Annotated in this window: 17 protein-coding genes and 1 pseudogene; 8 read left to right on the top strand and 10 right to left on the bottom strand. The window is 32.5% G+C overall.

The annotated features are described in order from the left end of the window. From XO11_RS09725 to XO11_RS09690, 8 genes are all read left to right on the top strand, one after another. Nucleotides 1-352, top strand: a 352-nt coding sequence (locus XO11_RS09725; RefSeq protein WP_175418545.1) for a PD-(D/E)XK nuclease domain-containing protein, incomplete at its 5' end; no start/stop codon positions are given. Nucleotides 353-714: 362 nt separating this feature from the next. Next, nucleotides 715-1,839: a citrate/2-methylcitrate synthase gene (locus tag XO11_RS09720; protein WP_075780761.1), complete on the top strand. Its 1,125-nt coding sequence runs from the start codon at nucleotides 715-717 to the stop codon at nucleotides 1,837-1,839. Further along, nucleotides 1,832-3,079, top strand: coding sequence for a 3-isopropylmalate dehydratase large subunit (locus XO11_RS09715; protein WP_175418544.1), 1,248 nt, complete (start codon nucleotides 1,832-1,834; stop codon nucleotides 3,077-3,079). Before XO11_RS09720 ends, XO11_RS09715 begins: the two co-directional genes overlap by 8 nt. A gap of 2 nt (nucleotides 3,080-3,081) precedes the next feature. Continuing rightward, entirely contained in the window at nucleotides 3,082-3,579 is a 498-nt protein-coding gene (locus XO11_RS09710; protein ID WP_075780825.1) for a 3-isopropylmalate dehydratase small subunit, read from the top strand. A gap of 6 nt (nucleotides 3,580-3,585) precedes the next feature. Then, nucleotides 3,586-4,365 (top strand): pyrroline-5-carboxylate reductase, encoded by a 780-nt coding sequence (proC, locus tag XO11_RS09705; protein WP_175418543.1) that lies wholly within the window; start codon nucleotides 3,586-3,588, stop codon nucleotides 4,363-4,365. A gap of 14 nt (nucleotides 4,366-4,379) precedes the next feature. After that, nucleotides 4,380-5,624: a glutamate-5-semialdehyde dehydrogenase gene (locus XO11_RS09700; protein ID WP_175418542.1), complete on the top strand. Its 1,245-nt coding sequence runs from the start codon at nucleotides 4,380-4,382 to the stop codon at nucleotides 5,622-5,624. 3 nt (nucleotides 5,625-5,627) lie between these two features. Further along, entirely contained in the window at nucleotides 5,628-6,677 is a 1,050-nt protein-coding gene (proB, locus tag XO11_RS09695) for a glutamate 5-kinase (RefSeq protein WP_014297420.1), read from the top strand. A gap of 763 nt (nucleotides 6,678-7,440) precedes the next feature. Beyond that, nucleotides 7,441-8,553, top strand: coding sequence for an NADP-dependent isocitrate dehydrogenase (locus XO11_RS09690; protein WP_014297419.1), 1,113 nt, complete (start codon nucleotides 7,441-7,443; stop codon nucleotides 8,551-8,553). Nucleotides 8,554-8,592: 39 nt separating this feature from the next. Here the strand turns inward: XO11_RS09690 and XO11_RS09685 are convergent, their stop codons facing one another. From XO11_RS09685 to XO11_RS09645, 10 genes and pseudogenes are all read right to left on the bottom strand, one after another. After that, the gene (locus tag XO11_RS09685) at nucleotides 8,593-9,777 is read right to left on the bottom strand and encodes an ABC transporter ATP-binding protein (RefSeq protein WP_014297418.1); all 1,185 of its coding nucleotides are present in this window, start codon (nucleotides 9,775-9,777) and stop codon (nucleotides 8,593-8,595) included. Further along, nucleotides 9,777-10,784: an ABC transporter ATP-binding protein gene (locus XO11_RS09680; RefSeq protein WP_014297417.1), complete on the bottom strand. Its 1,008-nt coding sequence runs from the start codon at nucleotides 10,782-10,784 to the stop codon at nucleotides 9,777-9,779. Before XO11_RS09680 ends, XO11_RS09685 begins: the two co-directional genes overlap by 1 nt. Nucleotides 10,785-10,801: 17 nt before the next feature. Further along, nucleotides 10,802-11,665, bottom strand: coding sequence for an ABC transporter permease (locus XO11_RS10690; protein WP_368494265.1), 864 nt, complete (start codon nucleotides 11,663-11,665; stop codon nucleotides 10,802-10,804). A 396-nt stretch (nucleotides 11,666-12,061) separates the two neighbouring features. Next, a pseudogene (locus tag XO11_RS10685) lies at nucleotides 12,062-12,172 on the bottom strand (ABC transporter permease); the annotation flags it as partial. Nucleotides 12,173-12,182: 10 nt separating this feature from the next. Beyond that, a complete protein-coding gene (locus XO11_RS09670) occupies nucleotides 12,183-13,220 on the bottom strand; it encodes an ABC transporter permease (protein ID WP_014297415.1) in 1,038 nt (345 codons plus the stop codon). A gap of 141 nt (nucleotides 13,221-13,361) precedes the next feature. Then, nucleotides 13,362-15,197, bottom strand: a complete 1,836-nt coding sequence (locus XO11_RS09665; RefSeq protein WP_014297414.1) for an ABC transporter substrate-binding protein — start codon at nucleotides 15,195-15,197, stop codon at nucleotides 13,362-13,364. Nucleotides 15,198-15,432: 235 nt separating this feature from the next. Beyond that, the gene (locus XO11_RS09660; protein WP_014297413.1) at nucleotides 15,433-17,289 is read right to left on the bottom strand and encodes an ABC transporter substrate-binding protein; all 1,857 of its coding nucleotides are present in this window, start codon (nucleotides 17,287-17,289) and stop codon (nucleotides 15,433-15,435) included. Nucleotides 17,290-17,317: 28 nt separating this feature from the next. Next, nucleotides 17,318-18,121, bottom strand: a complete 804-nt coding sequence (locus XO11_RS09655) for a L,D-transpeptidase (protein ID WP_014297412.1) — start codon at nucleotides 18,119-18,121, stop codon at nucleotides 17,318-17,320. 14 nt (nucleotides 18,122-18,135) lie between these two features. Next, nucleotides 18,136-19,296 (bottom strand): diaminopimelate decarboxylase, encoded by a 1,161-nt coding sequence (gene lysA / locus XO11_RS09650; protein WP_175418541.1) that lies wholly within the window; start codon nucleotides 19,294-19,296, stop codon nucleotides 18,136-18,138. A 17-nt stretch (nucleotides 19,297-19,313) separates the two neighbouring features. Then, complete coding sequence (locus XO11_RS09645) at nucleotides 19,314-20,384, bottom strand: D-alanyl-D-alanine carboxypeptidase/D-alanyl-D-alanine-endopeptidase (RefSeq protein ID WP_175418540.1); 1,071 nt, start codon at nucleotides 20,382-20,384, stop codon at nucleotides 19,314-19,316. Nucleotides 20,385-20,612 lie beyond the last annotated feature (228 nt).

The following is a 20,612-nucleotide window of genomic DNA, read 5'->3' as shown; positions in this document are numbered from 1 at the left end:
TAGAATGTTCATGGGATTTGATGAAAAATATATAAAAATACTGATGTATAGCTACTTAATATTAACACCATTTGCAATGGTAAAGATGGAGTATCCAGTAGAAGGCGGATATGTGGATATAGCAATGTTCAAAAGATATGAAGAAGTGCCATATGAAGCGATAATAGAAGTAAAATACATAAAACAAAATGAATATACCGAAAGTAAATTCAAAGAAAAAATCGCTCAGGCAAGGGAACAGATAGAAAGATACAAAAAATCATATGAATTAAATTCAAAAAATGAGAGAATGAAAAAATTCATAATAATCTTTGTTGGAAAAGAAGCTAAGTTTGTTGAGGAAGTGAAATAAAATCCTCCTCTTCCTGGATAATAGAAACAACTCAGGAAGAGGAGTTTTTTATAATACTTCTTTACAACATTATTGATTTTTATATACAGAAATATTATTGTAAAAAATCACTTGACAATTCATAATTTATATGTTAGAATTTATTCAAATAATAGTATGGAGGAGTTTAGTATGTTTTTAAGATTGCTATTAAATACAATAAATAACAATAAAACATTAAATAATCAGCCCGAACCCAAAGGTGTGGTCTTTACACAACACCTTAAGTTCGGTGTATAATGCTATTTGTATAACTTAAGGGATTAATGTAAAGGCCACACTATAAAAAGTGTGGCCTTTTTTCTATATCAGGAGGTGATTTGATGAAAAAAGAAGATTTAAAGCACGGTCTTGAGGGTGTTGCTGTTGCAATAAGTTCCATATCTTATATAGACGGTGAAAAAGGTAAGCTCGTGTATAGAGGATTTGAAATAGAAGATCTCGTTGAAAACTCATATTTTGAAGAGGTAGCATATTTAATCTGGTTTGGCTCTTTGCCAAATGAAAATGAAGAGGATTTTATAAAATCAATGTTATCAAAAAAGAGAAATCTTCCAGAAAACATTGTGGAAATGATGAGGTTATTCCCGGAAAACGCTCATCCCATGGCTGTTTTACGAAGTGTTGTTTCAATGCTTGGAATGTATTCAAAAGAAGATAATTCAACGCTTGAAAATGCTATTAATTTAACGGCAAAGATTCCAACAATTATTGCATATTGGTATAGGATAAAAAATAATTTACCTATTATTTATCCTGAGGAACATCTCAATCATTCTGAGAATTTCCTGTATATGATGTTTGGTGAATTACCTGAATATTCAAAATGTTTTGATAAGGCTTTAATACTGCATATGGAACAGGGAATGAACGCATCAACCTTTGCTTCAACGGTGACCTCATCAACATTGTCTGATATCTATTCTGTTATTACAACTGCAATAGGCACATTAAAAGGACCATTACACGGCGGAGCAAATGAAAAGGTGCTTGAAATGCTGGAAGAAATAGGGGATATAGAGAATGTTCCTGAATATATTGATAATCTTATTAGAAACAAGAAAAAGATAATGGGATTTGGACATAGAATTTATAAAACATATGATCCAAGGGCAAGAATTCTAAAAAAATGGGTTCAGGAAATTTCTGCTCATGAGAAGGTTGATTTTTTTGATATTGCCGTAAAGGTTGAAGATGTTGTGGTAAAAAGGTTTAAGGATAAGAATATTTATCCAAATGTGGATTTTTATTCTGGTATTCTCTATAACCACTTTGGCATTCCAAAGGAATTTTTCACAACGATTTTTGCCATGGCAAGAATTGTAGGTTGGACTGCACATGCAATGGAATACAGAAAGAATAACAGAATTTTCAGACCGCGCTCTATTTATAATGGACCAAAAGATTTGAAATATAAGGATATGAAGGGAGTTGAAATAAATGGGTAAAACACTTGCAGAGAAAATACTCAGCATGCATGCAGGCAAAGATGTAATACCCGGCGAAATTATAATTGCCAATGTTGATCTTGCTTTTGTTCAGGATGGAACCGGGCCTTTAACTGTTGATCAATTTGAAAATATGAATTTTAAAAATGTAAGCACTAAATCTCTCGTTTTTATAGATCATGCTTCACCAAGTCCAAGAAAAGAACTTTCAAATACGCAGAAAAAATTAAGAAATTTTTGTAAAAAAACAGATGCGGAAATATATGATATTGGCGAAGGAATATCACATCAAATTGTAGCTGAGGAATATGCAAAACCAGGAGATTTAATTGTCGGTGCCGATTCACATTCATGTACCGCTGGGGCATTTGCTGCTTTTGCAACAGGAATGGGTTCAACAGATATTTCTCTTGCATATGGTCTTGGAAAGGTATGGCTAAAGGTTCCTGAAACATATAAGATTGTATTAAAGAATAAATTAAACAAAGGTGTATATGCCAAGGATATAATCCTTTATCTTATAGGCATGATAGGTGCTGACGGCGCCACTTATAAGGCTTTGGAGTTCTCAGGCGATGGTATAAAAACATTATCAATGGAATCAAGACTAACCATTTCAAATATGGCAGTTGAAGCGGGTGCAAAGGTTGGATTGTTCCCTGCTGATGAAATTACAAAGGAATATATGAAAGAACAAGGAAGAGAAGATGAATTTAAGGAATTATTCCCCGATGAAGATGCAAGTTATGAAAAGGTTATTGAAATTGATCTGTCTGAAATAGAACCTCAGGTTTCATTCCCTCATACTGTAGATAATACAAGAAATATAAACGACGCAAAAGGTGTTAAAATTGATCAAATATATATTGGAACGTGTACAAATGGAAGGATGGAGGATTTGAGAATTGTTGCTTCAATATTAAAAGGAAAGAAAAAAGATAAGGATATTAGATTAATAATAGCCCCTGCCTCAAAAAAGATTTATTTACAGGCATTACAAGAAGGCTTAATTTCCACATTTATTGAAGCAGGAGCTACTATATTGCCTCCAGGTTGTGGCCCATGTGTTGGCGTTCATGCTGGCGTCCCGGCTGACGGTGAGAAAGTACTATCAACACAAAATAGAAATTTCCACGGAAGAGCAGGAAATCCTGATTCTGAAATATATCTCTGTTCTCCTGCAACAGCTGCTGCCAGCGCATTAACAGGGTATATTACAGATCCAAGGGAGGTAATATAATGATTTTTAAAGGAAGAGTATGGAAATTCGGCGATAATATTTCAACTGATCATATAGCACCGGGAAGATATTTCCATTTAAGATCAAATCTTCCGGAATTGGCAAAACATGTTTTAGAGGATGCAAGAGAAGACTTTGCAAAAAGTGTTGAAAAAGGAGACATTATTATTGGTGGAAATAATTTCGGGCTTGGTTCTTCAAGGGAACATGCACCAAGGATTATAAAGGTTGCAGGTGTTTCATGCGTTATTGCAAAATCATTTGCAAGGATTTTTTACAGAAATTCAATTAATATTGGACTGCCTGTTATTGAATTAAAGGAAGTCGATGAATTTAACGAAGGGGATATTATCAAGGTTGATACAAAGCTTGGAGTTATTGAAAATATTACTCAGGATAAAAAGTATCATTTTATTCCTTTTCCTGAATTTGTTAATAAAATACTCGAAATTGGTGGAATTGATGAATATATAAAAAAATATGGAGATTATGGAGTGTGATATGATATGAAGATTGGAATTATAGGCATTGGTAATATTGGAAGTATGCTTGTAAAAAGATTTTCAATTAATAAAGAATATGAATTGTATATCTATGATGTAAACAAAGAAAGAATTAAAAAATATGAAGGTGAAAATATACATATAGAAGATGAAATTTCAAAGGTATACGAAAAGGCGATATTTACTTTTGTTTCTGTAAAACCTGTTCATTTAAAAAATGTGTTTGATAAAATCAAGGATTTATCAGAAGAGAACAGATATATTATCAGCACCGCTGCTGGAAAGACTCTGGATGATTTATATGAATTATCAGGCAAAAAGAATATTTTCAGAATAATGCCAACTGTTATTTCAAATTCAGGATTGGGCACTACTGCAATTGCATATAATCCTGCAATACCGGAAAATATAGTTAGCGATGTAAAATCAATACTTTCAAACCTCGGAGAAGTGCTTGAAATTGAGGAAAAGAAGTTTGATGCATTTACTGTTTTAAATAGCAGCGGTCCTGCTTTTGTTGCATATATAATAGAAAGTTTTCTTGAAAGCGGTATAAATATTGGATTGTCCCACGATGATTCATTAAAGATTGTAGCAAATACTTTTATGGGAACATTGGAATATTTAAAAAATGAAGAGTTAAAACTCTCGGAGTTGAAATATATGGTTTCTTCACCAGGTGGGGTAACCATAAAAGGATTATATGAAATGGATAAAGCGACAGTAAAAGGTTCAATAATGAAGGCAATTGAAGAGGCATATTTAAAAAACAAAAAATTGTAAGCGAGGTGATTATAATGAATGAATTAATAGAAAAAGCAAAGAATTTAAAATCTGCTTCTGATTTTTTAAAGAAAACAAAGGCCAAAGAAAAAAATGAAGCTATTCAACAAATTGCTATAGCTCTTGAAAAAAATATGGATTATATATTGTCTGAAAATAAAAAAGATGTTGACATTGCAAGAAAAAATGGCGTTAAAGAAGCATTGGTTGACAGGCTTGCCTTAAATGAAAAAAGGATAAAGGGCATGATTGACTCATGTAATACGGTTATTAATCTTAAGGATCCTGTTGGTGAAATATTTGATTCATTTTTAAGAGAAGATGGAATTAGAATAAGCAAAATGAGAGTTCCACTTGGAGTAATTGGAATAATATACGAGTCAAGACCTAATGTTACTGTAGATGCCACAATTCTTGCTTTAAAATCAGGAAATACAGTTTTGTTGCGTGGGGGTTCCGATGCAATTAATTCAAACAAGGCACTTGTTAAGGTTATTAAAGAAGGGTTGAAAAATTCCGGCATTCCTGAAAATTCTGTTGAATTAATAGAAAATACAGACAGAGCATTGGTAAATGAAATGCTTAAATTAAATGAGTATCTTGACCTTGTTATTCCAAGAGGCGGAAAGGGGCTTATTAACTTTGTTGTAAAAAATTCTACAGTTCCTGTTCTGGAAACCGGCGTTGGAATATGCCATATTTTTGTTGATGAAAGCGCTGATGTTATGAAATCCATTGATATTATAGACAACGCAAAGACACAAAGACCTGGAACATGCAATACAGTTGAAACTGTGCTAATTCATAAAGATATTGCTTCAAAGATATTGCCTGATTTGAAGAAAAGGCTTGAAGAGAAGAATGTTGAAATAAGAGGATGTGAAGAGGTATTAAAACATATTGATGTAAAATCTGCAACAGAAGAAGATTGGGCTACGGAATATCTCGATTTGATTCTGTCAATTAAGGTTGTAAATGATTTAGATGAAGCTATATCGCATATCAAAACCTATTCAACTGGACATTCTGAGTCAATTCTTACAGAAGATTATTTAAATGCTATGAAATTTGTGGAAGAAATAGATTCTGCAGCTGTTTATATAAATGCTTCAACGAGATTTACAGATGGCGGTGAGTTCGGAATGGGTGCAGAAATGGGAATTAGCACTCAAAAAATGCATGCAAGAGGTCCTGTTGGATTAAAGGAACTTACAACATATAAGTTTGTTATACAGGGCAATTATGATGTGAGGGGTTAATATATGGAAAAGATTGTAATAAAGGTTGGAAGTAATTTATTAATAAAGAACAATGATATAAACAAAAAGTATATAATAAAACTCAGTTATATTATCTCAGAACTAATAGAAGAAGGCAAAAAGGTTGTGCTTGTTTCTTCAGGAGCCAATGCGGCGGGATTGCAGTATTTAAAGTTGCATCCTTTAAAAAGTCTTGCGCAAAAACAGGCTTTATGTGCTGTGGGGCAGGTACAATTAATGAAGATATATGAAAATGCTTTTGATTTTCATAATAAGAAAATCGCCCAAATTTTATTGACTGCAGATGATTTTTATAATAGAAAAAGATTTATAAACCTGAAAAATACACTCATTGGATTAAATCAATTTGGAATTATTCCTATAATAAATGAAAATGATACTATTTCAACTGATGAGATTAAATTTGGCGATAATGACAGGCTCTCTTCACAATTTGCAATTGGCTGGGGCGCAGATGGATTAATGCTTTTAACCTCTGTTGATGGTGTTTTGGACGAAAATGGAGATGTAATTAAGGTTTATGATAAAAATATTCAGATAAAAGAGTTTAAAAAAACATCTTTGGGAACAGGAGGAATTTCAACAAAAATCGATGCTGGATTATCTGCAGCAGCTTCTGGAATAAAGACATGTATTTGCAATGGAAATAAGCTGGAGAATATAAAGGAGTTTGTTTCAGGTAAAAATGTTGGTACTGTTTTTATGCCTGATAAAAAATTGAAAGGGAAAAAAGCATGGATTGCTTTTTTGTCAAAAAGCAGAGGAAAGGTGTTTATCAATAAGGGCGCAAGGGATGCGTTGATGAATAAGAAGAGTTTGTTGCCTGTTGGAATTGAAAAGATAGAAGGAAATTTTGAAAAGGGTGAGCCGGTGAATATTTATTTTAATAATAAGCTTATTGGGAAAGGGATTCCTAATTATTCTGCTGAGGATGCTGTTGTGATTTGTGGAAAAAAAAGCGGGGATATTGCTAAAATTGGAAATTTTGATTATGATGAGTTTATTCATGTTGATAATATGGTGATTTTTTGAAATTGTCCATGTTCGTTCTTTTGTGTTTTATTTAGAAAAATAAAAGCTTGTTCAGGCTACTTGAGTGCTAATCTTCGAAAATTCTCTTTGAAAGTAGAAAAATAATATTCACTCAGACGGCAAGAATTTCTGATCCTTGCTCCATTTGAAAATTCGGGCACGCTCAGACACTTCGTCCATGAAGTGCTTCGCTTTCCAAAACCTCCTGTTTTTCCAACCCGAATTTTCTGCATTCCGCTTCGGGAAATTCTTAGTCTTCGTTCATATTATTTTTCTACTTTCTTTTATACAATCAGGCACTCTGCGATCCTTCACTCGCTTTTATTTTTTCCAACTATCCTATAATCCCCGTTGCGAGAAGTTTCAAGTCTTCATTCACCTTTTTACTCGTGTTTTCTTTTATATTTTACTTATATAATAATTAATTAAGAAATAAGAAAATAGAAATAATAATATGAGCGAAAACTTGAAAATTCCCGAAAAAATTCGAAGTGGAGCCGGACAAAATCACACGGATGTGATTTTGAGTGAAGACGAACATGGATGTGAGTCTGCAACGGCCGGCGAGAACGAGAATTTTTGAGGATTAGAATTTTCTACCGTTTGAGCGATTATTATTATTTCTATTTTCGAAAAAAGTTTTTGAGGATTAGTATCGAACCACATGAGTGAATCTTTTTATGAAGTTTTCTATAATAAATATTTTCAAAGAGCATCACAACTTTTTTTGGAAAAAATTTCCAATTTTAGGGAGGGAGAAAGCATGGAGATAATTGATATTGTTTATATAGAAGGAGACGGTATTGGGCCGTTTGTTATGGAAGCGGCTATGAAGGTATGGAATGCTGCTGTTGGGTATGTTTATAATGGTTCTAAAAAGATTAACTGGATAGAGGCTTATGCCGGGAAAAAGTCTTTAGAAAAAAATGGTTCTTTGTTGCCAGATGAAACGCTTAAAAAATTAAAAGAGGTTAAGGTTGGAATAAAAGGACCGCTTGAAACACCTGTTGGAAGCGGTTATAGAAGTTTAAATGTGGCTTTAAGGCAAAAACTCGATTTATATGCATGTATTAGACCTGTGAAATATATTCCCGGTATAAAAGCTCCTGTTAAATCTCCAGAAAATGTGGATATTGTAATTTTCAGGGAGAACACAGAGGACGTTTATGCTGGAATAGAATGGGAAGAAAACAGCAAGGAGGCAATTGAGGTTATAGAATTTCTTAATGAAAAATTTAAGATTAATCTGCATAATGCCTCAATTGGAATAAAGCCAATAAGTGAGTTTAGAACAAAAAGACTTATGAAAATGGCAATTGATTATGCAGTAAAAAATAACAGAAAAAAAATAACTATTGTTCATAAAGGAAATATAATGAAATATACAGAAGGTAATTTCAGAAAATGGTGTTATGAGATTGCTGAAGAACATAAGGATTTAATAGATAAAAATTCAATTGAGATAAATGATGTAATTGCCGACAATATGTTCCAGCAATTATTGTTAAAACCCGAAAAATACGATATTTTAGTTACTCCAAACTTAAATGGTGATTATCTTTCTGATGCGGCAGCTGCTCAGGTAGGTGGAATTGGTATTGTTCCGGGAGGAAATATTGGCGATGAAATTGCCCTTTTTGAACCAACCCACGGCACTGCACCGGCAATTAAAGATCCAAAAATGGCTAATCCAACTTCATTAATATTATCAGGAGTTATGATGTTTGAATATCTTGAAATGAAAGAAGTTTCGAGTTTAATTGAAAATTCGTTGAAAAAATGTATAAAATCAGGTATTGCAACAAAGGATATTATGCCTGATAATCCTGTGTCTGCAGTTAAATTTGCTGCGAAGATTATAGAAAATTTTAATTAAAAAAATAACTCCCGATTTTTTCGGGAGTTATTTCTATTATTATCCTTTAAATTGTCCTGCGAAGTGACATGCAACCTGATGTCCATTTTCAAGTGTAACAAGTGGTGGTTCTTTTTTAGCACAGATGTCTTTTGCAATTGGACATCTTGGATGGAATCTACAACCACTTGGTGGATTAATAGGACTTGGAACGTCCCCTTTAAGTATAATTCTCTTTTTCTTGTATTCAGGATCTGGAATTGGAATTGCTGACATAAGTGAAACTGTATATGGATGCATTGGATTGTCAAATAATTCCTTTTTATCAGCAAGTTCAACGATTTTACCGAGATACATAACTGCAATTCTGTCACTGATGTGTTTAACAACTGCTAAGTCGTGAGCAATAAATACATATGTTAATTTAAATTCTTTTTGTAAATCTTCTAATAGGTTTATAACCTGTGACTGAATTGAAACGTCAAGAGCTGAAACAGCTTCGTCAGCTACAATAAGTTTCGGATTTAATGCAAGTGCCCTTGCAATACCAATTCTCTGTCTTTGACCTCCTGAGAATTCGTGTGGGAATCTGTAAAGGTATTCTGAGGATAATCCAACCTTTTCAAGAAGGTCTTTTACTATTTCTGTTGCTTCTGCATTGCTGCTTACAAGACCGTGTGTGTGCAATCCTTCAGCAATTATATTTTTAATTCTCATTCTTGGGTTTAACGATGAATATGGATCCTGGAAGATGATTTGCATATTTCTTCTGAACCATTTTCTTTTATCTCCTAAATCTGAGAGCATTTCATGTCTTAATCCATGTGCTCCTTTATCAAAGTAAATCTTTGCATATTTTCTATCAAGTTCATCATCTAATGATTTAATTACTTCATCTTCTGTTTTCTTTTCGTGTAATAATTTATTGAATCTATCTACATACCATTCTTTGATGTATTTGTTTGCCCTTGATCTTGGTAAGAATAATGGTGTGGTATCAAGGCCATCAACTATTATTCTACCTGCTGTTGGGTTTAATAATCTTAAAATTGTCATACCAGTTGTACTTTTACCACAACCTGATTCACCAACGAGACCTATTGTTTCTCCTTCATATACTTTAAATGTAATATCATCAACAGCTTGAACATGTGCAACTACTCTTTTAAAAACACCTGCTCTTACAGGGAAGTATTTTTTTAGATTATCAACCTGTAATAATACTTTTTTATTTTCCTGAGACATTAATTTTCACCTGCCCTTGCTTTTTCCACTTCTTTAACCAATTCATCGATGTAGAAACATCTTGAATAATGGCCTGGTTCTACTTCTACTAATTCAGGCATTTCATCCTTACATCTTTCTTTAGCAAGGAAACATCTGTTTGAAAATCCACATCCTTTAGGGAATCTTCTTGGATTTGGAACTGTTCCCGGAATTGAAACCAATCTATCTACTTCTTCATTGATTTTTGGTATTGATCTCATTAATCCCCATGTGTATGGATTTCTTGGCTTTTTGAATATGGATACAATATCACCATATTCAACTATTTTACCTGCATACATAACTGCTGCTTTATCTGACATTTCAGCAACAACACCAAGGTCGTGTGTGATGAAGATAATAGCCATTCCATATTCTTTCTGTAATTCCTTCATTAATTCAAGAATTTGAGCCTGAATTGTAACGTCAAGCGCTGTTGTAGGTTCATCGGCAATTAATACCTTTGGATTACATGAAAGAGCCATAGCAATCATTGCCCTTTGTCTCATACCACCAGAAAGTTCATGTGGATATTGGTCAACACGTTTTTCTGGTTCAGGAATACCAACCTTTCTTAAAAGGTCAATTGCTCTTTCCCTTGCAGCCTTTTCGTCAAGGCCTAAATGCAACATAACCATTTCTATTATCTGATCACCAATTGTAAATACAGGGTTTAAAGCTGTCATTGGTTCCTGGAAGATCATTGCAATTTCTTTACCTCTAATATGTCTCATTTCTTCGTCTGAAAGCTTTGTTAAATCTGTACCTTTATATAATATCTGACCATCTGCAATTCTTCCATTTTCATCTAATAATCTCATTATACTCAATGAAGTTACAGATTTACCGGAACCTGATTCACCAACTATAGAAATTGTTTCTCCTTCATATACTTCAAAAGAAACGCCTCTTACTGCTCTTACTTCTCCGTCTTCTGTATCGAAATATGTATGTAAATTATCGACCTTTAAAATTGGGTCTTTCATTGTTTGCCTCCTTTCAATTATCCGCGTAATTTCGGATCAAAGATATCCCTTAATGCGTCACCAACAAGGTTCCATGCCAAAACGAATAATACCATTGCTGTACCTGGATATGTAACAGTATACCAGTACTGCAATGCACTATCAGAACCACCTAATATCCAGTTTCTTGCATAGTTAAGTATTGATCCCCAGTCAGCATATCCCTGTGGAGCACCAACACCCAAGAAACTCAATACAGCAGCTGTGATAACCATAGAACCAATTCTCATTGATGCCTGAATTACAACAGGGAATATTGTATTTGGAAGAATGTGTTTTATGATTATTTTCCAGTCAGGTACACCAAGTGCTTTTGCAGCTAAAACATATTGATCATTTTTAGCCTGAAGGATATTACCCCTTATAAGCCTTGCTGAACCCATCCATCCAAATACAATCATGGCAATCATAACTTTATCAAGACCTGTTCCAAGTATTGTTGTTAAAACCATAGCTGATAGCATAAATGGAACTGACATAAAAATATCTGTAATTCTCATTAATATTTCATCAACCCATCCACCGAAATATGCGGATACTGAACCTATAAACAAACCTATTATTGTTGCAATGGTAACAACTGTCAAACCAATTTTAAATCCTGTTCTTGTACCCCAAACAACACCATAATATATGTCCCTTCCATTACTTATACCAAATGGATGTTCTTTTGATGGTGGCACTGGAGCACTTTCATATGTAATAATAGGCATAATATATGGATCGTAATTAAGACTTTTTATATAGTCCTTTTTGAGTTTTTTAAAGTATGACTTAACTGCTGGAAGGAATTTATCAACTGATGATTTTTTTGTTTTTAATTCATCTAATTCTTCACTCATTTTTATTGCAATATCATATTTTTTCTCAAATGAAGTTATAGCTTTTTCAAGATCCTTTATTGCTGCATTTAATTCTTTTGGTTTATCAACATTTTTTTCAATATTTTCAATATATGATGTATCGAGAATATAATCTTCTGTTAAAGGTGTGAGTTGTTCTATAAGTTTATTATAATTCTTTTCGCTTTTTGTACTTTGATATGCTTTTAATGTTGATTTTAAGTTTTTAATATCATCTATATAATCTCTATAAAATCCATATGTAAATTCATAATAATCATCAAATGATGCAATTAAATCATCTATAATTGCAGGATCCTTTTTCTCTTCAAGCTGAGAAATCATGCTTTCCATATTTTCTATTTCAGGATCTATTGGTATTTGTGGTGGAGCCAATAATGGTGCAAATGCTGCAACAAGAATAAAGAATATTAATAATATTAATCCCAACATCGCTGAAGGGTTTCTATAGAACTTTCTTAACGATCTCTTGATTTCTTCATTCACTTCAATCACCTCACTCGTATCTAATTCTTGGATCGATTAATGCGTATGATATGTCGATTATCAAATTACCAAGAATCAAAATCAATGATGAGAATAACAACATACCCATTATAGATGCATAGTCAAGCTGTCCTGCTGCTTTTGCAGCAAAACTTCCTATACCAGGTCTTACAAAAATTGTTTCAACGATAATAACCCCCATTATAAGACCGATAATCATTGAACCTGCAACGGTTGCAACAGGAATTAATGCATTTCTTTTAGCATGTTTGTGAATAACAACCTTTTCTGGTAATCCTTTTGCCCTTGCAGTTCTTACATAATCTTTTCTTAATACTTCCATCATTGATGAACGAGTGATTCTAATAAGATATGCCCACCATAAATATGATAATGTGAGGATTGGGCCTATTAAATGTCTTAAGCCATCCCAGAATATATCAAATCTTCCATTTAATAATGCATCAATAGTTACAAGCTTTGTATATTGATGAAAGTCCGGGGAGTTAATAACTCTTTCTGCCCACAGACTAATTTTTCCAGGGGGGAACCATCCAAGAACACTATAAAATACGAGAATTATAAGCAAACCAAATACAAAGTCTGGAAATGACCACCCTACAATTGAAAAAATTCTTATAACGTGATCCTGCCATTTATTATGATGCAGTGCCGCCTGAACACCAAGCCATATACCAACTCCAATTATTGGGAATATTGCGTATAATGCTAATTCAACTGTAGATGGTAATCTGTGTAAAATAGCGTCTTTAACTGGTTCTTTACCAACTATTGACCAGCCAAGATCACCTTTTGCTACACTTTCCATCCATTTTAAATATCTTGTTACTGGATCCTGATCAAGCCCATATTTGTGTTTGATCAATTCCATTTCTTCAACAGACATTTTATCCAATGTATTTGGATCAACATATGCAGCAAGTAATTGGTCTTCACCAAGAAGCTGCATCATTCCGAAAACTATTAATGTTACCCCAAATACTATAAGAGGCAACAATAATAATCTCCTTATAATATACGCCGTCATAACTACACCTCCATCTTAATAAATTAAAAACCATTTTATTATATCATATAAACATAACATTAAAAATTCAAAAAAATAAGGAGAGGGTTCAACCCCTCCCCTTTATACGAATTTAATTATAAATAATGAAATATTTTTCAATTATTCGTCTGATTTGTAATATCTGTAATAATCGTCACCTGGTCTAATTGCGTTTGGATACCAACCTTTTAACCATTTTCTGTGTACCCTTACACCAATTGGCTGATAAAGAGGTACGCCTAATCCTTCTCTAATTACAAATTCCTGAATCTTAATGTATTTTTCTTCCCTAACTTTTGGATCTGTTGCAGATGCAGCATCGATAATCATCTGGTTCAATGATTTACCGCCAAAGAATGCCTGTGGTTTGTTTGCAAATTCTGCATATTTATCTCCAAAGTAGTAACCATAGTCACCATCACTGTGGTAGAATGTGTAAATAAAGTTGTTTGGATCTGGATAGTCAGCTAACCAACCAAGGATGTATAATGGCATTTTACCGTTCTTTCTTGCATCTAAGAATGTTGGCCACTGAACACCTCTTGCTTCAACCTGGAATTTAGGATTGATTTTCTTTAATGAGTCTGCTAATAATTCTGCTGATTTCTGTCTTGCTTCGTTACCTGTATTGTAAAGAATTGTCATTTTGAATCCTTTTCTCCAGAGTTGTCCTCTGAATGCTCTCTTGAAGTATCTTGTTGCTGCTGTTAAGTCATATTTTGGTTTTGGTAAGTTATCATCGTAACCCAAGAATCCTTTTGGTAATGCTGTAGGTACTAATTCACCAAATCCGTTTAATACTTCATCAATCATCTTCTGGTAATCAAATGAAGCAATGAAACCTAATCTTACGTTTTTGTCTGCAAAGAAGTCTACAGGAATACCCTGTCCGTCTAATTTTCCGCTTCCGATATATGGTGAATCTGGTTTTACCTGCCAGTTGAAGTTAAGTGTTGTAACTGATACGCTTGGTAATCCTTCAATAACTTCTAAATCAGGATTTCCTCTTACCTGATCTAAGTATTGTGTTGGAACTGCTGCGATATCTGCTTCACCTTTTTCTAACATAGCTTTTCTTGTTGACCATTCGTCAACACCCCAGATAACTACATTCTTTATCTTAGCTGGACCTCTCCAGTATTCATCGAATGCTTTTAAGATAACTTTCTGTTCTGCTCTGTTCCATTCAACTAATTCATATGGACCTGAACCGATTTCTTTTGCGTATAATGGTGAAGATTCTTTTTTCCAGTCGTGGAATTTCCACCATCCATCTGCTTTACCGTCCCATAATCCTAAGTCCTTAGCAGCTTTGCTGTCTAAAATTGCTCCCCATGATGAACCCTGAGCAATAACGTTTAAGAAGTAAGCTTTTGGTGCTGCTAAATGGAAAATTACATAATCTCCCTGAACTTCAACTTTTGAATCGATGTATTTTTTGTAGAAGTCTAATAAGATCTGTTTTGCTTCATCGTTAACAGGTTCTTTTGTTTCTGGATTTACTAATTCATTCCATGAGTGACCTGTTAAACCTTTAACTGCTGATTTTAAACTGAAGTAATCTCCGAAGAATACTTCGTAGAACATCCAGATAGGTCCTCCACCAGGATTTCCTATTAATGCTCTTTCGAATGTGTATTCAACATCGTATGGTGTTAATTCGTTTCCGCTGTGGAATTTAACACCTTTTCTAATTTTAAATTTAACTGTGTTTCCGTTTACTTCCCATGATTCAGCTATTCTTGGAGCAAATTCGCTCAAGCTTGAACCAACATATTCAATAAGGTTGTCATAAACGTTAAAAATAACTTCTCCACTAGCTGTATCATAAGCCTGATGTGGATCTAATGTACTTGGTTCCCCGATTGTTAAGTCAACGATTGTATCGGGGTTCATAACTGTAGCAAATGCAAACACTGAAACTACCACTAAAAGTGCCACTAAAAGTTTCTTCATACAGTCCCCTCCTTGTATAAAATTTATTCCGGATATATTTTACCACAAAAATTCAAAAATTACAAATACTTTATCAAAGTTTCTTATAGATTAAGAAGGGACAACATTATTTTCGTTCGTATTTCATTATAATAAATCTAAATAAATTAAAAAAACTTATTATAATGAAATTTCTTTCATATTCTCCTTATTTTATAAAAAGAGGCGGATTTTCCCGCCTCTTTTGCGTTAAAAATTATTTATCTGATTTCCACATTTTGTAATAATCGTCACCTGGTCTTATAGGATTTGGCACCCAACCTTTAACCCAAGATCTCTGAACTCTTACTCCTATTGTCTGGAATAATGGTGCTCCTATACCTTCTCTTATAACAAATTGCTGAATTTTTACATACATTTCCTGTCTTTTAGCCGGATTTGTTTCTGCAACTGCATCTTCTATCATTTGATTTAATGATTTTCCGCCAAAGAATGCCTGTGGTTTATTTGCAAATACCTTATATTTTTCTCCAAAGAAACTTCCATATGTTCCATTGCTGTGATAGAATGTGTAAATAAAGTTGTTTGGATCTGGATAGTCTGCAACCCAACCACCTATATAAATAGGTATTTTACTGTTCTTTCTTGCATCAAGATATGTTGGCCATTGAACTCCTCTTGTCTCTATCTGGAATTTTGGATTTATCTGTTTTAATGTATCTGCTAATAATTCTGCTGTTTTCTGTCTTGTTTCGTTTCCTGTGTTATACAATACTATCATTTTAAATCCTTTTCTCCATAACTGACCTCTAAATGCTCTCTTGAAGTATTTTGTTGCTTCTTCAATGCTAAATCTTGGTTTTGGTAATGAATCATCATATCCCAAGAATCCTTTAGGCAATATTGCAGGTACAATCATACCATATCCATCCATAACATCATCTATTATCTTCTGATAATTTATTGACCTTAAGAATGCCAATCTTACATTTTTATCTGAGAAGAAATCAAGTGGTATACCTTTACCGTCAAGTTTTCCACTTCCTGCATATGGTGAACCTGCTTTTACCTGCCAGATAAAACTTATTGTATTCACTGTTGCTCTTGGTAAGTTATCTATTATTTCTATATCCGGATTATCCCTTAATTGTGACAAATACTGGGTTGGAGCTATAACAACATCTGCATCACCTTTTTCAAGCATTGCTTTTCTTGTTGACCATTCAGATACAACCCATATTACTATATTCTTTAATTTTGCTGGTCCTCTCCAGTAGTCTTCAAATGCTTTTAATATAACTTTACCTTCTGTTCTATCCCATCTGTCAAGAATATATGGTCCTGAACCTATTTCTGTTAAATGTAACGGTGAATCTTCTTTTTTCCAGTCATGATATTTCCACCATCCGTCTACCTTTCCATCCCATAATCCAATTTCTTTAGCCTTTTTACTATCTAAAATTGCACCCCAGGAAGAACCTGTAATAATGTTTAAAAAGTATGCTTTTGGTTCTGCTAAATGAAATACTACATAATCTCCATCAACTTCTACTACAGGATCGATATATTTTTTGTAGAAATCTTCAAGAATCTTTTTTGCTTCAGGACTTGTTGGTTCTCCGGTATCAATATTAACTAATTCTGACCAAGCATGACCTGTTAATCCCTTTACAGCATCTTTTAATCCAAAGTATTTACCAAAGAATACTTCATAGAACATCCAGATAGGTCCTCCCCCTGGATCACCTATTAATGCTCTTTCAAAGGTGTATTCAACATCATATGGTGTTAATTCGTTTCCACTGTGGAATTTAACACCTTTTCTAATTTTGAATTTGTATGTTTTTCCATCTGGTGAAATTAATCCATTTTCAACTGTTGGCACTTCTTCTGCTAATCTTGGCAAAAATTTGCTTAAACTGGATCCATCATATTCAAGAAGCATATCATAAACATTGTATATAACCTCTCCACTTGCAAGGTCATATGCCCTATGTGGGTCCAATGTACTTGGATCACCAATGGCTAAGCTTACTAATGTTTCTGGATCCTTTACTGCAGCAAAAGACAAAATAGCAATAATCAAAACCCCTACCAATAAAAACTTTCTCACTTTTACCCCTCCCTTTTTAATATGGCACTCAAGGTATCCTTCTTTTTATGAATACAATACCTGTATAAAACTCCACATATTTTGTTGGCATTATATATGGATGTTTTATTTTTTCTATCATTATTTTTTGCACTTTTAGTACATTATCGTTATGCATTACAACGCAACCATGAGATCTTCTTAAATCCTCATTTGTAGTTCCAGAATGTATTAATATCCCATCTCTATTTACTTTATAAATATCATAAGCATAGCCATATAATGGATACCATAATCTAAAAAGCCCTCCTGGACCATAATCTTTCACATTATTTTTTAATATCCCTGATTCATATGAAGCGATATATATACCTATTGGAGTGTCTCCATCTTCCATAGCCTGACTTTTCTGTGTTTCAACGTCATGTTGTCCATGCCCCCTAACCTTACATGAAAACAACATATTGCCTGTATTATCATATAATTTAAATATTCCTGGATTTTCTCTGTTATCAGGAAGTTCAACTTCAACGAAGAAATAAAATTCTTCGTTAACATTATCAAGGAGTTTTTTTATTGCCTCTCTGTTTATAATTTCTGAATTTATATTATTTTCTTTCATAAAATTTTTAAAACTACTAAAGAAATTTTCATCAAGCTCATTGTTTATAATGTAATCTGTCCCTTTTCCTTTATAGAATAGATATCGTGAATATAAATATTTTAACCTCCATACATCTGATCCTTTATCTTTTAAGTTTAGCTCACGATAGAAAGGTTCATATATATTAAATCCCGCTATTTCCTTTTTAAAACCAAATGTTTCTTTTTTATCATAAAAATATTCATTCATTGTAATCCCCTCTTTTAAAGTATTATATTTTTGTATAAATCTTCATAGCTTTCTCTTTTTCTTATTAATTTTATTTCTTCATTTTCGGTAATAAGAACTTCTGCAGGTTTTAAGGTTGAATTGTAGTTATTAGACATTGAAAAGCCATATGCACCTGCGTTTTTAAAGTAAACAAGAGAATTTTCTTCTGGTATTGGCAGCTCTTTATCCCATAATAACTTATCTCCACTTTCGCATAATGGTCCAACTATGTCTATTTTAGCTTTTTTGCCTGTTGGATTTAAGAATACCGGTTCATGATATGCATTGTATAACACCGGTCTTATTAATAGATTCATTCCACCGTTAGTTACAACAAATACCTTATCAATTCCCTGTTTCACGCGTGTAATATTGAGCAATAATATTCCTGATGGCCCCATTATATATCTTCCCAATTCCAGTATTACTTCATCATAATATTTTAAGATCGGAATAACTTTTTCTTTGTATTCATTTAAATTAATTTCTTTTCCATCATAATTTATTCCCCAGCCTCCGCCTATGTTTATTTTTTTGAAATTATATTTTTTTGAAATTTCCAATCCGATTTTAAACGCATCTATAAATGGTGAAATTTCAGTAATTTGAGATCCTATATGAAAATGTATTCCTTTTATTCTATTATCGTTATATTTGTTCATAAATTCTTCCAGTTTAACAGCTGGAATACCAAATTTATTTTTCTTTAAACCTGTGGAAATATGCGGATGTGTTTTGGCGTCAACATCTGGATTAACTCTTAAAAAGAATTCAATATTTTCTGTTTTAATGTTTTTCCATAATTCCATTTCTTCAAAGGAATCTATATTTACATACTTTATCTTATCTTTTAGAAATTTCATATCTTCTTTGCTTTTGCCATTTCCATTCCATACTATTTTTTCTTTTGGAACTCCTGCTATTTCTGCTCCTTTATATTCACCAACTGTAACTATATCTGCCCCAAAACCAGATTCGTACATAATTTTAATTAAAGCAGGATTATTGTTTGCTTTTAATGCAAATGTTGGTATAAGGTTTATTCCTTCAAAGACTTCCATAACATTTTTAATGCGATTTTTTATTTCCTTTTCAAAATATACATAAACAGGCGTTCCATATTCACTTTCAATCTTTTTTAATATTTCTTCCATGTTAGCCCTCCCGAAATTTAAAAAGTATTATATAAATAGTTAATTATGTCATTCTCAAAAGTTTTTCCATAAGTTTTTTCATAAACATAATTATTTTCAAATAATGAAAAAATAAATTTTCTCCCTTTTTTGGTAATCAGTAATCCAGTTAATCCTGAAACACCTGTTAAGGTCCCGGTTTTTCCCCATACATCAAAATTAAATCTATTTTCCAGTGTTCCATAACTTTTGGTATATGCAAGAATGTTTAAAAATCTATCCCCGTATTTTTCCAGCATATATTCAAATACTTTTACTGCTGTTAATGGTGAAATCAGATTGTATCTTGATAATCCTGCTCCATCTGTAATTACATAATCTTCTTCATATTCGAGACCAAGATTCTTATATAATTCTTCTTTTAAAACTTCTATACTTTTTTCAATTTCGCCCTTGCCATATTTTTTTACAGATAACATTCTAAAGAACATTTCTGCAATATAATTATCACTGTTTTTCATCATAATTTCTGTGATTTTATCTATTTCAGCAGATTTATGAATATAAAAAGGAGTTTCTTTTTCTTCTACATTACCACTGTTAATACACTCAATTGGAAATCTATGTTTTATAAACAACGGTTTTAATAATTCCAGTAATTCTGCATAATAGTTATTTTCCGGAACAAAGTCTTTTATATTAAATGGCTTTATATAAGGATTTTCTTCATCGTTATACATCCATCCATATCCAAAAAATTCATTGTTATTAAATAGTGAATCATCTATTACTAAGGTGTCAAAAAAAACCTTTCCTGATCTTTCTTTTATTTTGTTTAAAATCATATCAAATGTCTTTAAATCAATAGTTGGATCTCCACACCCCTTTACTATAAGATCGCCATTTGTGAAATAAAATTTTGTGCTAAATATATATTCTTTTTTAAAAATTTCAAATACCGCAAATGTGGTAAATAACTTTGTCACAGAAGCAGGTGTAAAGAATTTATTCTCATTATAAGAATAAATTATTTCATTCTTTTTTAAATCTTTTACTAAAATACCACAAAATCCCTTGAATTCTTTTATCTTCTTTTCAATATAAGTCATTTGAAACCCCCAAATAATATTAATAGTTATATGATAATTTTAATTTTTATTTAAAAGAAGGTTAATTAAATCTCCCTAAGATGATAATATCCTTATTTTATTTTTAATTCAACCTCAAAAATCTCTGAAATTTATCCAATATTTCCAATAAAAATTAAAATACTCTTACTTTCTTAAATTTTCGTATAATTTATTATTTTTTTACATTTTGTAAAGAGAAGATAAAGT

The sequence above is a fragment of the Marinitoga sp. 1138 genome, assembly GCF_013363265.1.
Taxonomy (GTDB): domain Bacteria; phylum Thermotogota; class Thermotogae; order Petrotogales; family Petrotogaceae; genus Marinitoga; species Marinitoga piezophila.
Note: the sequence above shows the minus strand (reverse complement) of the source record. Positions and strands in the feature narration are given on the sequence as shown.

Excerpts from the sequence above, each read along its gene's own strand:
- XO11_RS09715 (WP_175418544.1), top strand. The coding sequence starts at position 1,832 with ATGGGTAAAACACTTGCAGAGAAAATACTCAGCATGCATGCAGGCAAA.
- proC (WP_175418543.1), top strand. The coding sequence starts at position 3,586 with ATGAAGATTGGAATTATAGGCATTGGTAATATTGGAAGTATGCTTGTA.
- XO11_RS09670 (WP_014297415.1), bottom strand. The coding sequence starts at position 13,220 with ATGACGGCGTATATTATAAGGAGATTATTATTGTTGCCTCTTATAGTA.
- lysA (WP_175418541.1), bottom strand. The coding sequence starts at position 19,296 with ATGGAAGAAATATTAAAAAAGATTGAAAGTGAATATGGAACGCCTGTT.
- XO11_RS09680 (WP_014297417.1), bottom strand. The coding sequence starts at position 10,784 with ATGAAAGACCCAATTTTAAAGGTCGATAATTTACATACATATTTCGAT.
- XO11_RS09645 (WP_175418540.1), bottom strand. The coding sequence starts at position 20,384 with ATGACTTATATTGAAAAGAAGATAAAAGAATTCAAGGGATTTTGTGGT.
- proB (WP_014297420.1), top strand. The coding sequence starts at position 5,628 with ATGGAAAAGATTGTAATAAAGGTTGGAAGTAATTTATTAATAAAGAAC.
- XO11_RS10690 (WP_368494265.1), bottom strand. The coding sequence starts at position 11,665 with ATGAGTGAAGAATTAGATGAATTAAAAACAAAAAAATCATCAGTTGAT.
- XO11_RS09700 (WP_175418542.1), top strand. The coding sequence starts at position 4,380 with ATGAATGAATTAATAGAAAAAGCAAAGAATTTAAAATCTGCTTCTGAT.
- XO11_RS09655 (WP_014297412.1), bottom strand. The coding sequence starts at position 18,121 with ATGAATGAATATTTTTATGATAAAAAAGAAACATTTGGTTTTAAAAAG.
- XO11_RS09685 (WP_014297418.1), bottom strand. The coding sequence starts at position 9,777 with ATGTCTCAGGAAAATAAAAAAGTATTATTACAGGTTGATAATCTAAAA.
- XO11_RS09665 (WP_014297414.1), bottom strand. The coding sequence starts at position 15,197 with ATGAAGAAACTTTTAGTGGCACTTTTAGTGGTAGTTTCAGTGTTTGCA.
- XO11_RS09690 (WP_014297419.1), top strand. The coding sequence starts at position 7,441 with ATGGAGATAATTGATATTGTTTATATAGAAGGAGACGGTATTGGGCCG.
- XO11_RS09720 (WP_075780761.1), top strand. The coding sequence starts at position 715 with ATGAAAAAAGAAGATTTAAAGCACGGTCTTGAGGGTGTTGCTGTTGCA.